We start from the raw sequence: 14,734 nt of genomic DNA, 5'->3' as shown, positions 1-14,734 counted from the left end.
AAAAGCGGGGTTCCCCCGCTTTTTTTATGCCCTGCTAATGGCTTGCTCGACCTCGAAGCGATTGGTGACTTTGCTGTCGATTTTGACGTAGGCGCTACGTTCCTCAGCAACCACCAGTACTTCGCTCACCCCTTCTGTTGCCAGCAGCCGCGCCTGCAATGAGGCATCTGGCGTGACGCCCTCCGGTATCGCAATGCGCAGGCTGCTCACATAGGCGGGTTCCTGCATGCTTCCGGCTACCAGCAGCCAGATCATGGCCAACAACGCGCCCGCCAGAAAGACCGTCTGTGAGTCAAACAGGCCATCGACCCAGCCCCCCAGCGCGCCGCCAATCGCCACGCCAAGAAACTGGCTGGTGGAGTAAATCCCCATTGCTGTGCCTTTGTATCCGGCAGGGGCTTCTTTACTGATAAGCGACGGTAGCAGGGCTTCCATCAGGTTAAAGGCGAGGAAGAAAATCTGTACTCCCAGCACCAGTTCCCAGAAATGGGGACCCGCGCCCCAAAGCACGATCTCCGCAATAAGCAGTAGCACGACGCAAAATACAAACACGCGTTTCATGCGGCGCTTCACTTCCGCATAAATGATAAAAGGCACAACGGAAACAAACGACACCAGCATGGTGACGAGGTAGATTTTCCAGTGATCGCGGGCGGCAAATCCGGCGGCTTCGAGCATGCCCGGCAGGGCGACAAAGGTGGACATCAGCAGAATATGCAGACACATGATGCCGAAATTGAGTTTCAGCAGTTTTGGCTCCATCAGCACCTTGCTAAAGCAGCCTTTTACCATGCCTGACTCTCGGTTCAGGACATGATTTTTGCTGTCCGGCACCACCCACAATGTTAATACGATACCCAGGGTCGCCAGCCCGGCAATCATCCAGAACAGCGCGTGCAGGCCCAGTTTATGGGTGATAATCGGGCCAAGCACCATGGCAATGGCAAACGTCACACCAAAGCTGACGCCAATAAAGGCCATGGCTTTGGTTCGATTTTGTTCACGGGTTAAATCAGAGAGCAGGGCCATCACCGCAGCCGCAATGGCGCCGGAGCCCTGTAATGCTCGCCCAAGAATAATGCCCCAGATGGAGTCTGAGAGAGCAGCAATGATACTGCCGATGACAAAGATGGCGAGACCACCGACGATCAACGGCTTGCGGCCAACGCGATCAGAAAGCAGACCGAAAGGAATTTGAAACACCGCCTGGGCCAGACCGTAAATGCCAATCGCCAGACCAATCAGCGCCTCACTGGCACCCTGTAATGCCATGCCATATGTGGTCAGAACGGGCAGGACCATAAACATGCCAAGCATGCGCAGGGAAAAAACAGTCCCTAAACCCCAGGTTGCGCGCAACTCGCCTGGCGTCATTTTATAATCGTTCATCACCACCTCAATCTAAAAACAGGCCATAGTTTAGGCGTGGTGTCAGGCGCGGTAAATAGGTGATTGTTTAATTGATATTACGAGGCTGTGAACGGTATTTTTTCCTTCGCCAACCTGCGTTTATTAAAAAACCGAAACGGACAGTTTCCAGGGCCTTCGCAAATTGAGTCTGCGTATGTGATCACCTGCTGTTGCAGCGCTTTAAGATAACCGTTCTGATGGTCACATCAAGGCCGTGCCGGTGAGAGGCGGTAAGGGGGAGGGGGGAGAAATCAGAGCGCGGTAGCCCACTCGCAGACATAAAAAAACCGGGGGGATCCCCGGTTTTTAACAGGCGCTACCCGTTACCAGACAGCAGCGAGCAGATTGTGAGAGTCAGGAACCATAAAATCCACTGACATCATCACGCTTAACGCAGTAATCGCGATGATGGAAAAGCCGAACAGCTTACGCGCCCAGACTTTGTCGTCTTCCACTTTGTAGCCACGCAGCGCCATACCCAGCCACCATACGCTTACGGCCGCAGCAACCACCAGATATTTATACCCGGCGTAACCGCCAAGGGAGAGCATCAGTGTTGCGACAGCAAAAGCGATGATATAGAGCGTGATATGGTTCTTCGCGACAGAAATGCCTTTCACCACCGGCAGTACCGGGATGTTTGCCGCCTGGTAATCTTTAAAGCGGAAAATGGCAATGGCGTACGAATGGGGCATCTGCCAGAGGCTGAAAATCGCCAGCAGAATAGCCGCACCGCTGTCAAACCCGCCAGTGACGGCACAGTAGCCAATCACCGGAGGCGCTGCGCCGGAAAGCGAGCCGATGAGCGTGCCGTAGACCGAGTGGCGTTTCATATACAGGCTGTAGACGCCTACATAAACCACAAAGCCCATCACCCCCAGCCAGCAGGCCAGAGGATTCGCGCCAAACCACAGCAGCATGAAGCCAGCAATACCCAACAAGGCAGCGTAAACCAGCGAGACTTTCGGCGAAATCAGGCCCCGGACCAGCACGCGGTTTTTCGTCCGCTCCATCTTCTTGTCGATGTCACGGTCAATGTAGTTGTTAAATACACAACCGGAGGCGACAACCAGCGACACGCCAACCAGCGTGTAGACGAACAGCGGGTAGTCAATATGGCCTTTAGAGGCCAGCAGGAACCCACCGATCACCGAGATCAGGTTGCCAAAAATAATGCCAGGTTTCGTTACTTGCAGGTATTGCTTCAACATACTCGCCGCTCTTAGTGAACCATCATGTTGTAGTTGAGGTTCCACATGATCCAGATGGAGCCGACTACCAGGATTGCGATGATAATCACGGTAAAGACGAAAGCCGTCATATTCCAGCCTTCATCGGACTTGGTGTTCATGTGCAGGAAGCAAACCAGATGCACCAGAATCTGCACAATCGCGGTAACCAGTACGGTGCCCAGAATCGCAGCATGAGAAGCCGTGCCGCTCATCACCATCCAGAACGGAATGACCGTCAGGATGATCGACAGGATAAAACCTGTCATGTAGGTTTTTACGCTACCGTGGGAAGCGCCGTGTTCCGTTGAATGACTCATTACATCGCCCCCATCAGATAAACTACAGAGAACACACAGATCCACACCACGTCCAGGAAGTGCCAGAACAAACTCAGGCACATGATACGGGTACGGTTGGTGCTGGTCAGGCCGCGACGGGATACCTGGAACATCAGTACAGCCATCCAGATAAGACCCGAGGTGACGTGCAGACCGTGGGTACCTACCAGCGCGAAGAACGCGGAGAGGAAACCACTGCGGTCCGGACCCATGCCTTCTGCGATCAGGTGATGGAATTCATAAATCTCCATACCTACGAACCCGGCACCGAAGAGGAAAGTCAGCGCCAGCCAGGAAATCACCTGGCTTTTGTTGTTTTTGTACATGGCGATCGCCGCCATGCCGTAGGTGATGGAGCTGAATAACAGCAGTGCGGTTTCTACCAGGACGAACGGCAGCTCGAAAATGTCCTTGCCAGCCGGGCCGCCCGCAGTGCCGTTCACCAGAACGGCATAGGTAGCAAACAGGCATGAGAACAAAATGCAGTCGCTCATCAGGTAGATCCAGAACCCAAATACCTTAGTCGGGCCTGCATCGTGGTGCCCATGATCGTGCGCGTGGGCATTCGCGTGCGTTAAAGTATCAGTTGCCATTTTTCAGCCCTGCCTTTGAAACCTCAGCGAAATGCTGGTTTTCCAGTTTTTCGATTTCTGCAACCGGTACGTAGTAATCCACGTCCTCGTCGAAGCTTTTCACAATCCAGGTAATGATCATGCCGGCGAAGCCAACAATCGCCATCCACCAGATGTGCCAGATCATCGCGAAACCAAACACCGTTGCGAAGGCGGCAATAACAACGCCTGCACCGCTGTTTTTCGGCATATGAATCTCTTCATAATGTGCCGGTTGTTTGTACGCTTCGCCTTTTTCTTTCATTTCCCAGAAGGAATCACGTTCGTGAATCTCAGGAACGACTGCGAAGTTATAGAACGGCGGCGGAGAAGAGGTCGCCCATTCCAGCGTACGGCCACCCCACGGGTCGCCGGTCAGGTCACGGTTCTGGTCGCGGTCGCGAATAGAGACGTAAATCTGGATCAGCAGGCAGAGAATACCGATAGCAATCAGCGCCGCACCACAGGCTGCAATCACCAGCATGGAGTGGAACTGCGGGTCAATCTGCTGGCTCAGGCGACGGGTCATCCCCATAAAGCCCAGCACATACAGCGGCATAAATGCAACGAAGAAGCCGATGATCCAGAACCAGAATGCGCGTTTACCCCAGGTTTCATTCAGCGTGAAGCCAAATGCCTTCGGCCACCAGTAAGTCAGACCTGCAAAGCAACCGAACACCACACCACCGATAATAACGTTATGGAAGTGGGCAATCAGGAACAGACTGTTGTGCAGGACGAAATCCGCACCTGGAACCGCCAGCAGAACGCCGGTCATACCGCCCACGGAGAAAGTGACGATAAAGCCGATGGTCCACAGCATCGCAGAGTGGAATACGATGCGACCCTGGTACATGGTGAACAGCCAGTTGAAGATCTTCACCCCGGTCGGGATGGCGATGATCATCGTAGTAATACCGAAGAAGGCGTTTACGTTCGCGCCAGCACCCATGGTGAAGAAGTGGTGCAGCCAGACGATGAACGACAGGATGGTAATACAGATGGTCGCCCATACCAGCGACGTGTAACCAAACAGACGTTTACGCGAGAAGGTTGCTGCAATTTCGGAGAACACTCCGAACACTGGCAGAACCAGGATGTACACTTCCGGATGGCCCCAGGCCCAAATCAGGTTGATGTACATCATCATGTTGCCGCCCATATCGTTGGTAAAGAAATGGGTACCGATATAACGGTCGAGGGTCAACAGCGCGATGGTTACGGTCAGAATGGGGAATGAGACAATAATCAGTACGTTGGCGCACAGAGATGCCCAGGTAAATACCGGCATCTTGAACATGCCCATGCCCGGTGCACGCATCTTCAGAATCGTCACGAAGAAGTTGATACCGGTCAGCGTCGTACCGATACCGGAGAGCTGGAGCGCCCAGATCCAGTAATCGACCCCGACTCCAGGGCTGTATTCAATTCCCGACAGCGGCGGATAAGCCAGCCACCCCGTCTGCGCGAACTCACCGACGCCCAGAGAGATGTTAACCAGAATCACACCGACAACCGTGAACCAGAAGCTCAGGTTGTTCAGGAACGGGAACGCCACGTCACGCGCACCGATCTGCAGAGGAACCACCAGGTTCATCAGACCGATAACGAATGGCATCGCCACGAAGAAGATCATGATCACACCGTGAGCGGTGAAAATCTGATCGTAGTGGTGAGGCGGCAGGAAGCCTGCTTCCCCGGCTGAAGCCAGCGCCTGCTGGCTACGCATCATCACGGCATCAGCAAAGCCACGCAGCAGCATAACGACTGCAACCGCAACATACATAATGCCAAGACGTTTGTGGTCTACAGAGGTAAACCATTCATTCCATAGCCATGCCCACTTCTTAAAGTAAGTGAGCAGACCGACTACCGCCAGTCCCCCGACGATAATCGCAGCAACCGTGACCATAATAATGGGTTCATGGTACGGCACTGCATCCAGTGTAAGTTTTCCGAACATCGTATTCTTCCTCGACCCCTTTAGTGAGAGGCTTCCGCGTGGCTCATGTCCATGCCTTCCATACCTTCATGCGAGGCGTGCTCACCTTCTGGCTGGGTCATGTCCATGCTCTTGCCGTGGCCCATAAATTTGTTGATAACGTCTTTAAACAAATCGGGTTTCACGCTGGAGAAGTATTCAACCTTGTTGTATTCGCTTGGTGCGGCAACTTTCTCGTACGCATCCATGTCAGCCATGGTGTTCTGAGATTGTTTCACTTTAGCGACCCATTGGTCGAACGCTGCGCGGTCCGGCGTGGCAATAGCTTTGAACTTCATACCGGAGAAGCCTGGCCCGCTATAGCTGGCGGAGATACCGTCATAGGTACCGGCTTCATTGGCGATAAGATGCAGTTTGGTCTGCATACCCGCCATCGCGTAAATCTGGCTGCCCAGACGCGGGATAAAGAACGAGTTCATCACGGAGTTGGACGTCACCTTGAATTCCACCGGAGTGTTCGCCGGGAAGGCGATTTCATTCACGGTAGCAATGCCTTGTTCCGGGTAGATGAAGAACCATTTCCAGTCCATGGCGACAACTTCAATCGTGACAGGTGCTTCGTCATGCGCCAGCGGTTTGCTTGGTTCGAGCGAGTGGGTAGTTTTCCAGGTGAGTACTGCGAGGAACAGGATGATCAGAATCGGCACCGTCCAGACCACAGCTTCAACTTTGTTGGAGTGTGACCAGTTAGGGCTATACTTCGCATCTTTATTGCTCGCACGATACTTCCAGGCGAAACCAACGGCCATCAAGATGGCGGGAATAACGACAATCAACATCAGGCCAAATGCCGTCAGTATCAGCGAACGTTGCTCCAGTCCAATCTGTCCTTTGGGGTCAAGTAGTGCAGAATCACAGCCACTGAGTAAAACCGTGCCTGCAAATAATGACAACCATCCCAAACTTTTATTGTATTTCCTGAGTCTCATTTACCGACCTCAATTCCACGGGGATCTGGTGGCGTTTAAAGTGTGCGGGCATTTTACGGGAAGGTTACATTACTGTAAACATGAATGGCGTAGTGTCAGTATGGTGTTACTGGGTTCTGCCGATTATGTCACACGAAATGCAACAACCTGTAAAATCGGGTGTTCGCACAGCCTGTTATTAAGGTTATAACGAAAATCCAGGATTACAATAAGGGTGAGGGTAAATTGGTATAACCAATCAAAATGATAAACAATTGGTTAACAATATTTCAGCATTTATTGAACATTACCGGAAACATTAAATTAATAACTATGCTGAATCGTTCAAGAGTAACGCTTAATTAATACCGCACAAAATAATTAAAGAAATTTTCTTCATCTCTCGATAAATATTCTCATGTTGAATATTTTATGCTTGCTTGTTTATTGAGCGAAATAATAACTGAAAGTGAATATCTTAAACGAATCCGCATAACGTGCCGATTATTAGATTGTGATTCGTTTTTGCTTTGTGATCAGTGACTAAGGGATAGAAATGACCATAACAGGAAACGACTCGCCAATTATTGGGATTGATCTGGGAACATCTAATAGTGCTGTCGCATGGTTTGATGGCGCGAACCCGCAGTTGCTCATGGGTGCGCTGGGCGAAAGATTAACGCCCTCCGTGGTGGGGCTGGACGACGCCGGTAATCTGCTGGTTGGCGAAGCGGCGAAAGCGCGGCTGGTCAGCCATCCGCACCTGACGGTCGCCAGTTTCAAACGCTACATGGGAACAGATAAAACGTGGAAACTGGGTTCACGCCGGTTCCGGGCGGAAGAGCTGTCGGCGTTAGTACTACGTAAACTTAAGACCGATGCGGAAGTCGCGCTGGGTGGCGCTATTTCTCGCGCAGTCATTACTGTACCTGCTTATTTCAATGATGTTCAGCGTAAGGCGGTCAAAGCGGCAGGAAGGCTGGCCGGACTTGACGTTGAGCGCTTGTTAAATGAACCCACCGCGGCATCCCTGGCATATGGGCTTGCAGATAATCGCGAGCAAAAATTCCTGATTTTCGATCTCGGCGGCGGCACCTTCGATGTCTCTATCGTCGATATGTTTGAAGGGGTGATTGAAGTTCACGCCAGCAGCGGCGATGCCTGGCTTGGCGGCGATGATTTTACTCAGGTCATTCGTCAATGGATGCAAGCGCGTTACCCAGCGTTAGCCGATCCGAATGCAGCGTGTGCGGCGGAGTTAAACCGGATTGCCGAGACGTTCAAATGCACGCTGAGCCAGCAGGATGAAACCAGTGCGGCGCTGAACTGTAACGGTGAGGAGTATCGCTGGACCTTAACGGCAGAGACCTTTGCCGAGTGTGCCGCCTCTCTTCTCACGCGGTTAAAAAAGCCGGTTGTGCAGGCATTGCAGGACGCACATTTCGACCCTGAGCACCTCGATCATGTCATTCTGGTAGGAGGCGCGACCCGTATGCCGATTGTTCGTCAGATGGCGACCCGGATGTTTGGACGTTTCCCGCGTAGCGAATTAAACCCCGATGAAGTGGTGGCCCTTGGCGCCGGTGTCCAGGCCGGGCTGATTGCCAAGGCATGCGCGCTGGATGATATTGTCCTGACGGATGTCATGCCGTACTCCCTGGGGATCGAGGTTTCAAGACGAAATGGCGACAAAATCGATACCGGCTATTTCCTGCCGATCATTGAACGTAACGCCTTTGTGCCTGTTAGCGTGATGAAGACCGTAAGTACGCTGTTTGATAATCAACAGTATCTGGAAATTGAGGTTTACCAGGGGGAAGCCCGTCGGGTAAGCGACAATCTGTTGCTGGACAAAATGAAGATCTCCGTCCCGCGCCGCAAAGCCGGCGACGTGAGCGCTGACATCCGCTTTACCTATACGCTGGACGGCATTCTGGAAGTTGAGTGTAAGGTTCAGGGTGAAGAGACCGCATCAACCCTGGTTATTGAAAAAGTACCCGGTCAGCTCAGCGAAGAAGAGATTCGTGAACGTCTTCAGCAACTCGATGACCTGAAAATGCACCCCCGGGATGTGCCAGAAAATCGTCATTTACTGGCAGAGGCTTCGCGTTGTTACGAACAGCATCTGGGGGAGCGGCGACAAATTATCGATCACTACGCCAGCCAGTTTGAGCAGTCACTCGATCGCCAGGATGTGCGTATGATTGCCACTGCACGGGATGAATTGCGTCAGGTGCTGAATCAATTTGATGACGGGATGTGAGTGATGGCGACAATTTGGGAAACCCTGGGAATCGAACCGACAACCGATGAAGCGGTCATTCGTAGGGCATACGCACGGGAGCTTAAGCAACATCGTCCCGATCAGGATCCGCAAGGCTACCAGCAACTGCGTGAAGCATTCGATGCGGCGAAAGAATATGCCAAAGGCGAGATGATTTGGCTTGATGACGGCAACGTGCAAGCCGCGGTCAACCTCGATTCCGTACTGGCCGGATTAACGCAAGCTGAAACACACGTGGTTCCGCAACGGGTTGCCCCTGCCCCCTTGCAGCCTGACTGGCAACGAGAAACCCTTGAGGAAGATGCGGAGCGCTTTTCCGTTCAGTTACTGATGGATGAAAGTGACGCGCTTAACGCGCTGCGCCACTACCTGGATCACAACCTGCCGGATGCGCTGGAAGCCCGACGCGTATTCAGCCTTGAGCTGGCGCAGGCCCTGAGTCAACGACAGGGGATTTCCCGTAGCCTGGTCAATAATGTGTCAGACATTATGGGATGGGATCTGGGGGGATATCGCGATTCACCCCTGCCTTACTGGGTCATTCACGCCCTGGACACGCAAATTGATGCGACTGCGGCGGATAATCACTGGGACTATTTACGCCGACAGGCTAGCCTGGATCGGCAGCGCCGTCTGGCCTGGCGCATTTTGAGCGGCGAAGTACAGCATTTACCCTGGTGGGCACGGCTCATACCGGATTTCGTTCAGGGGTTATTGAATCAGGTAACGGAGATCAGAAATGCTTATCCGCAATTACTGGAACGGGTTAACCCTGAGTTGCTCCGTCTTTCTACTCCCACGCTGGCCGTCTCCTGGGGCGCGCTGATCGCTATCTGGTTTTGGGGTTTTGCTCTGTATATTCAGGTCAAGGCTGATGCGCATTTAGTCTGGCAGGCGGTAACCATGGTGGGGATCGTGATCCTTTATTTGTGGGGGGCGCCTGTGCTGCTGTCGCACTACTTACGTGAGAAACCGCTCGCCCGCATAAGCCATATTTTCTTCTGGCTACTTTCATGGGGCATTATGGCCGTTCCCCTGTTCAACATCTACGTGCTGCTTTATCACTATCCGCCAGCAAGTAACGGGGTTGCACGGACCTGCATGTTCACTGCTGTGATTGCTTACCCTGTCTGGTGGCTGGTGCGCAGTAATTTACATCAGTGGTACGCCATGCCCTTTAATGGTGTCGTAAAACTGATCATGCTGCCTATCCTGTTCCTCAGGCAGTTGCCCCCCATGGTCAATGTCGTCGGACTTATCGTCCTGCCACCGTTATATAGCTACGTGATTAAGTGGATCTATTTTTTCAATTAATCCCTGTGCGAGCGCCAGTAATGCTGGCGCTTTCAGACAACACGCGTTTTGCGTAGCGACAGAAAATCCAGTAGCCCGCCATAGATAATGCCGACAAGCGCCAGGATTGCGCCGAATTCCAGAAACGTACTGCCAATGGCGATATGGGCCCATCCGCTGGCGTTCACTATCAGAATGAACAGCCAGATACCCAATAACAGACAACCAGTAGCAAGCAGGCGTAATGCCAGACGGTAGGCTTTGGCATACTCAGTGCGAGGCATAAAACGTTCGGTGCGTTGCGTGAATTCAAGCGTCTCTTTACAGAGAAGCAGCATCAGAAGACCTGGCAGGGCAGCCACGATAGAAAACAGATAAAACATTGACCAGCCATGCGCTTCGACAAACCAACCTGCCAGCGGCCCAACGTAAACCCGACCAACGGCAGAGAGCGCAGAAAGCAGGGCGAACTGCGTGGCAGAAAAGGACTTGTTGCACAGTGTCATCAGCAACGCGACGAAGGCCGACGTGCCCATACCGCCGCAGAGGTTTTCCAGAAAAACCGCTGACGCCATGCTGATGAGATCTTTCGGCGTAACAGCCAGCAGCCAGTACCCGGTATTTGAAATGCCCTGCAGCAGACCGAAAATCAGCAACGCGCGAAACAGTGACAAGCGTTGCATTAATACGCCGCCCCAGAGTGCGCCAATAATGGTGGCAATAAGCCCAAGGGTTTTGTTAACCACGCCCACTTCACCGGCGTCAAACCCGACGCCGCGAATCAGAAAGGTGGTTGTCAGGCTCATCGCGAACGCATCGCCGAGCTTATAAAGGACAATCAACAGCAAGATAAGCCAGGCATTGTTGCGACCAAAGAAATCGCGCAGTGGTTCGACAACGGCTTGTTCCAGCGTGCGCGGTGCCGGGATCGCATCGTTCGGTTCAGGAGCCAGTAACGTTGCAATAATACAGGGAATCAGCAGCCCGGCCATCAGCCAGTACATGCCTTGCCAGCCCAGCCAGCGGTCAGCCAGCCACAGCGCCAGGCCGCCAGAGACTAACATGCCTAAGCGATAACCCAGGACGCTAATTGCTGCCCCGGCTCCCCGCTCCTCTGCGGGTAGCACATCCGTTTTCCACGCATCGAAAACAATGTCCTGCGACGCAGAACAAAAAGCGATAACGACCGCCAGTCCCGCCATCCAGCGCAGATGACTGCCTGGCTCAAGAAAGCCCATCGCCGCGATCGAAGCAAGTAAACCCAGTTGCGTAAGGAGGAGCCAGCCCCGGCGTCGGCCAAGGAATGATGGGGTGTAGCGGTCCATCATCGGCGACCAGAGAAATTTAAATACGTAGGCCTGGCCGACAAGCGAGAAGAAACCGATGGTTTTCAGATCGACATTCGCCACTGTCATCCACGCCTGGAGCGTACCGGATGTCAGCGCCAGCGGTAAACCTGAGGCAAAACCAAGCATCAGCAGAATGGCTGATTTGGGTTGCTGAAAGATGCGAAGGTAATGACTGGACATGATTCAGTACTGGCCCGGCGAACCGGGCCAGCGTGCGGAACTTAACGCGTGTTCTGCTTGATGAACTGATGAATGGTGGTGTCCTGAGACATATCCGCGATAGTGTCGGTCAACACGCTGTTAACGGCATTCGTTATCTTGTCGTTAGTCGCCTGGAGTGCGCCTTCAACGTTATAGCTGGCACGATAATTTTTCGTCATTTTATTGCCGTTAGCGGCGGTTGCGATGATCGCAATATCTGCTTTCGTCGCAATGCTGTAACGCAGGTTGCCCTGAGAAACATCGGCATACAGCTGGTTAACAATGATTTGCAGGTTAGCCGCACCGCTTGGGCCGATCATATAACCGCGTGCAGTCATTTGTTTTTCGAGCACTTCTTGTAGTAAGAAGCGCAGGTCGCGGGACGCCGTTAAGGTAACCAGTTGGTTATCGCGGGTGACTTTTGCCAGTGCCTGGTCAGGACGCTGGTCGGCACCAGTAATGCTCACTGTAACGCCCATCAGGCTAGGATCCTGCTGTGGCAGCGTAATCTTCGGTGACACTTCAAGCGTGGTTGGCGGGGTGGCACACCCGGCCAGCATAAATAAAGCGACCAATGGGAAGAGAAGTTTTTTTAACATGTTCAGGCTCTCAGTGGATCTTAAGCTTAGATAGGGAAAATTCTTGCCATCATAACATCGCCGTCAGCAAGGGGAAGTCCTCAACGCATGTAAATTCATCGCCTTGTGCTTTTTTTAACCGTACGGGATAGTTGCCTTGCCGGGTATGACGTAATTTTTGACCTTTTTAGTACAGTTCATACCTTTGAATGAGAAAATAGGACGAAAGCTAAATTTTTGTTGTTTTCTTGTTATGAACAAGATAAAAGCGGCTAACATTTAAAGGGATGGGTCGCATCTCAGCGTTGTCGGAGGAGTCCTTTCATGATGATACGTGAGCAAATAGAAGATAAATTAAGGGCAGCGTTTGAACCCGTGTTCCTCGAAGTTGTTGATGAAAGCTATCGTCACAATGTACCGGCCGGTTCCGAAAGCCATTTCAAAGTTGTGTTGGTCAGTGACCGCTTTTCCGGGGAGCGTTTCCTTAACCGCCACCGTATGATTTACGGCACCCTGGCGGCGGAACTCGCGTCCACTGTCCATGCACTGGCTCTGCACACTTACACGATTAAGGAGTGGGAAGGTCTGCAGGATACCGTTTTCGCCTCGCCGCCATGCAGGGGAGCAGGCAGCATCGCGTAAAACGCATTTGCAACTGCCTGAGCTTTTCCAGTATGTTGCGTACAGTTTAAGTAAAAACGGCCTGCGGGCCGTTTTGTTTTGTCTGAGTTTTGAGCGAGAAGCGCAATTTTTAGGTCAAAATTACCTCGGAATTGTGAAAAATGGCGCAACAATGCGGCATTCCCGTTCTCGACTCACTAAAGTGATGCCGCTATAATGCCGCGTCTTTATATATGAACGTCTTCGGGATGATTCTGGTGACAGGGAATGTATATCTGATTTGAGAGAGCATCCCGGTTCTGCGAAGCCCTATGACAGCTTCCAGATATAGAGTTGACCGAGCACTGTGATTTTTTGAGGTAACAAGATGCAAGTTTCAGTTGAAACCACTCAGGGCCTTGGGCGCCGTGTAACGATTACTATCGCTGCTGACAGCATCGAGACCGCTGTGAAGAGCGAGCTGGTCAACGTAGCGAAGAAAGTACGTATTGACGGCTTCCGTAAAGGCAAAGTACCGATGAATGTCGTTGCTCAGCGTTATGGCGCTTCCGTACGTCAGGACGTACTGGGCGAACTGATGAGCCGCAACTTTATTGACGCGATCATTCAGGAAAAAATCAACCCGGCTGGCGCACCGAACTACGTTCCGGGCGAATACAAACTGGGCGAAGACTTTACCTACTCCGTAGAATTCGAAGTTTATCCGGAAGTTGAGCTGAAAGGCCTGGAAACTATCGAAGTTGAAAAACCGGTTGTAGAAGTGACCGACGCTGACGTCGACACTATGCTGGACACCCTGCGTAAACAACAAGCAACCTGGAAAGATAAAGACGGTGCTGTTGACGCTGAAGACCGCGTGACTGTTGATTTCACTGGCTCTGTAGACGGTGAAGAGTTCGAAGGCGGCAAAGCCACTGATTTCGTGCTGGCAATGGGCCAGGGTCGTATGATCCCAGGCTTTGAAGACGGCATCAAAGGCCACAAAGCGGGTGACGAATTCACTATCGATGTGACCTTCCCGGAAGACTACCACGCTGAAAACCTGAAAGGTAAAGCAGCGAAATTCGTTATCAACCTGAAAAAAGTTGAAGAACGTGAGCTGCCGGAACTGACCGAAGAGTTTATCAAACGTTTCGGCGTTGAAGATGGTTCTGTAGCGGGTCTGCGTGCAGAAGTGCGTAAAAATATGGACCGTGAGCTGAAAGGCGCTGTGCGTAACCGCATCAAGTCTCAGGCAATCGAAGGTCTGGTGAAAGCGAACGAGATCGAAATCCCGTCTGCCCTGATTGACAGCGAAATCGACGTTCTGCGTCGTCAGGCTGCTCAGCGTTTCGGTGGTAACGAGAAACAAGCGCTGGAACTGCCGCGTGAGCTGTTCGAAGAGCAGGCTAAACGCCGCGTAATCGTAGGCCTGCTGCTGGGCGAAGTGATTCGTACCCATGAGCTGAAAGCAGACGAAGAGCGTGTTAAAGGTCTGATCGAAGAGATGGCTTCTGCTTACGAAGATCCGACCGAAGTTATCGAGTTCTACAGCAAAAACAAAGAGCTGACCGATAACATGCGCAATGTCGCTCTGGAAGAACAGGCTGTCGAAGCTGTACTGGCAAAAGCAAAAGTGACTGAGAAAGCAACCAGCTTCCAGGAACTGATGAACCAGCAGGCTTAATTTACTCATCCGGTATAAAGAGTAAACAATAAGCCCGTCACCTCCTGGTGACGGGCTTTTTTTATCGCATTGATGTTATCAGAAGTGTGCTAAAAGGGCGTTTCAGTGTTAGCGTAACAGCAAAAGGTTGTTATGCTTGAAATAAGGTGTGGTCATCCCCATTAAGGGACTATCGACTGTGAACACTCTGGCTGATAATCCGTCCGTGAGGGGTCGTAGTCAGACCTGGCTCACTCAAGTA

At 52.2% G+C, this 14,734-nt stretch carries 12 protein-coding genes; 4 read left to right on the top strand and 8 right to left on the bottom strand.

The window, feature by feature from the left end:
- Positions 1-24: 24 nt before the first annotated feature.
- The 6 genes from L2097_RS13815 to cyoA all read right to left on the bottom strand — a co-directional run bounded on the left by L2097_RS13815 (position 25) and on the right by cyoA (position 6,522).
- Positions 25-1,389: an MFS transporter gene (locus tag L2097_RS13815; protein ID WP_250353037.1), complete on the bottom strand. Its 1,365-nt coding sequence runs from the start codon at positions 1,387-1,389 to the stop codon at positions 25-27.
- 344 nt (positions 1,390-1,733) lie between these two features.
- Positions 1,734-2,621 carry a heme o synthase gene (gene cyoE / locus L2097_RS13810; protein ID WP_071195839.1) on the bottom strand — a complete coding sequence of 296 codons (888 nt, stop codon included), beginning with the start codon at positions 2,619-2,621 and terminating at the stop codon, positions 1,734-1,736.
- An 11-nt stretch (positions 2,622-2,632) separates the two neighbouring features.
- Positions 2,633-2,959, bottom strand: coding sequence for a cytochrome o ubiquinol oxidase subunit IV (locus tag L2097_RS13805; RefSeq protein WP_047371587.1), 327 nt, complete (start codon positions 2,957-2,959; stop codon positions 2,633-2,635).
- Positions 2,959-3,573, bottom strand: a complete 615-nt coding sequence (locus L2097_RS13800) for a cytochrome o ubiquinol oxidase subunit III (RefSeq protein ID WP_047371586.1) — start codon at positions 3,571-3,573, stop codon at positions 2,959-2,961. Before L2097_RS13800 ends, L2097_RS13805 begins: the two co-directional genes overlap by 1 nt.
- Positions 3,563-5,554: a cytochrome o ubiquinol oxidase subunit I gene (gene cyoB, locus L2097_RS13795; RefSeq protein WP_047371585.1), complete on the bottom strand. Its 1,992-nt coding sequence runs from the start codon at positions 5,552-5,554 to the stop codon at positions 3,563-3,565. The genes L2097_RS13800 and cyoB overlap by 11 nt, the downstream gene beginning before the upstream one ends.
- Positions 5,555-5,574: 20 nt before the next feature.
- On the bottom strand, positions 5,575-6,522 hold the full coding sequence (cyoA, locus tag L2097_RS13790) for a cytochrome o ubiquinol oxidase subunit II (RefSeq protein WP_047371584.1): 948 nt from the start codon (positions 6,520-6,522) through the stop codon (positions 5,575-5,577).
- A gap of 535 nt (positions 6,523-7,057) precedes the next feature.
- Here cyoA and L2097_RS13785 point away from each other — a divergent pair.
- Both L2097_RS13785 and L2097_RS13780 read left to right on the top strand, forming a co-directional pair.
- Positions 7,058-8,764: an Hsp70 family protein gene (locus tag L2097_RS13785; RefSeq protein WP_250353036.1), complete on the top strand. Its 1,707-nt coding sequence runs from the start codon at positions 7,058-7,060 to the stop codon at positions 8,762-8,764.
- Positions 8,765-8,767: 3 nt separating this feature from the next.
- On the top strand, positions 8,768-10,099 hold the full coding sequence (locus L2097_RS13780; protein ID WP_250353035.1) for a J domain-containing protein: 1,332 nt from the start codon (positions 8,768-8,770) through the stop codon (positions 10,097-10,099).
- A 32-nt stretch (positions 10,100-10,131) separates the two neighbouring features.
- On the opposite strand, the gene ampG is transcribed toward L2097_RS13780, so the two are convergent.
- Complete coding sequence (gene ampG, locus L2097_RS13775; RefSeq protein ID WP_250353034.1) at positions 10,132-11,607, bottom strand: muropeptide MFS transporter AmpG; 1,476 nt, start codon at positions 11,605-11,607, stop codon at positions 10,132-10,134.
- A gap of 41 nt (positions 11,608-11,648) precedes the next feature.
- A complete protein-coding gene (locus L2097_RS13770; RefSeq protein WP_041852504.1) occupies positions 11,649-12,227 on the bottom strand; it encodes a lipoprotein in 579 nt (192 codons plus the stop codon).
- Positions 12,228-12,530: 303 nt separating this feature from the next.
- Here L2097_RS13770 and bolA point away from each other — a divergent pair, with 303 nt between their 5' ends.
- Together bolA and tig are read left to right on the top strand one after the other, a co-directional pair.
- Entirely contained in the window at positions 12,531-12,848 is a 318-nt protein-coding gene (gene bolA, locus L2097_RS13765) for a transcriptional regulator BolA (RefSeq protein ID WP_047371580.1), read from the top strand.
- A 346-nt stretch (positions 12,849-13,194) separates the two neighbouring features.
- The gene (tig, locus tag L2097_RS13760; protein ID WP_047371579.1) at positions 13,195-14,493 is read left to right on the top strand and encodes a trigger factor; all 1,299 of its coding nucleotides are present in this window, start codon (positions 13,195-13,197) and stop codon (positions 14,491-14,493) included.
- Positions 14,494-14,734: the final 241 nt, after the last annotated feature.

This window comes from Citrobacter sp. MNAZ 1397, from assembly GCF_023613995.1.
GTDB classification, from domain to species: Bacteria; Pseudomonadota; Gammaproteobacteria; order Enterobacterales; family Enterobacteriaceae; genus Phytobacter; species Phytobacter ursingii.
This window is presented reverse-complemented; position numbering and strand designations above follow the sequence as displayed.

Excerpts from the sequence above, each read along its gene's own strand:
- ampG (WP_250353034.1), bottom strand. The coding sequence starts at position 11,607 with ATGTCCAGTCATTACCTTCGCATCTTTCAGCAACCCAAATCAGCCATT.
- L2097_RS13785 (WP_250353036.1), top strand. The coding sequence starts at position 7,058 with ATGACCATAACAGGAAACGACTCGCCAATTATTGGGATTGATCTGGGA.
- bolA (WP_047371580.1), top strand. The coding sequence starts at position 12,531 with ATGATGATACGTGAGCAAATAGAAGATAAATTAAGGGCAGCGTTTGAA.
- cyoE (WP_071195839.1), bottom strand. The coding sequence starts at position 2,621 with ATGTTGAAGCAATACCTGCAAGTAACGAAACCTGGCATTATTTTTGGC.
- cyoA (WP_047371584.1), bottom strand. The coding sequence starts at position 6,522 with ATGAGACTCAGGAAATACAATAAAAGTTTGGGATGGTTGTCATTATTT.
- cyoB (WP_047371585.1), bottom strand. The coding sequence starts at position 5,554 with ATGTTCGGAAAACTTACACTGGATGCAGTGCCGTACCATGAACCCATT.
- L2097_RS13770 (WP_041852504.1), bottom strand. The coding sequence starts at position 12,227 with ATGTTAAAAAAACTTCTCTTCCCATTGGTCGCTTTATTTATGCTGGCC.
- L2097_RS13780 (WP_250353035.1), top strand. The coding sequence starts at position 8,768 with ATGGCGACAATTTGGGAAACCCTGGGAATCGAACCGACAACCGATGAA.
- L2097_RS13805 (WP_047371587.1), bottom strand. The coding sequence starts at position 2,959 with ATGAGTCATTCAACGGAACACGGCGCTTCCCACGGTAGCGTAAAAACC.
- L2097_RS13815 (WP_250353037.1), bottom strand. The coding sequence starts at position 1,389 with ATGAACGATTATAAAATGACGCCAGGCGAGTTGCGCGCAACCTGGGGT.
- L2097_RS13800 (WP_047371586.1), bottom strand. The coding sequence starts at position 3,573 with ATGGCAACTGATACTTTAACGCACGCGAATGCCCACGCGCACGATCAT.
- tig (WP_047371579.1), top strand. The coding sequence starts at position 13,195 with ATGCAAGTTTCAGTTGAAACCACTCAGGGCCTTGGGCGCCGTGTAACG.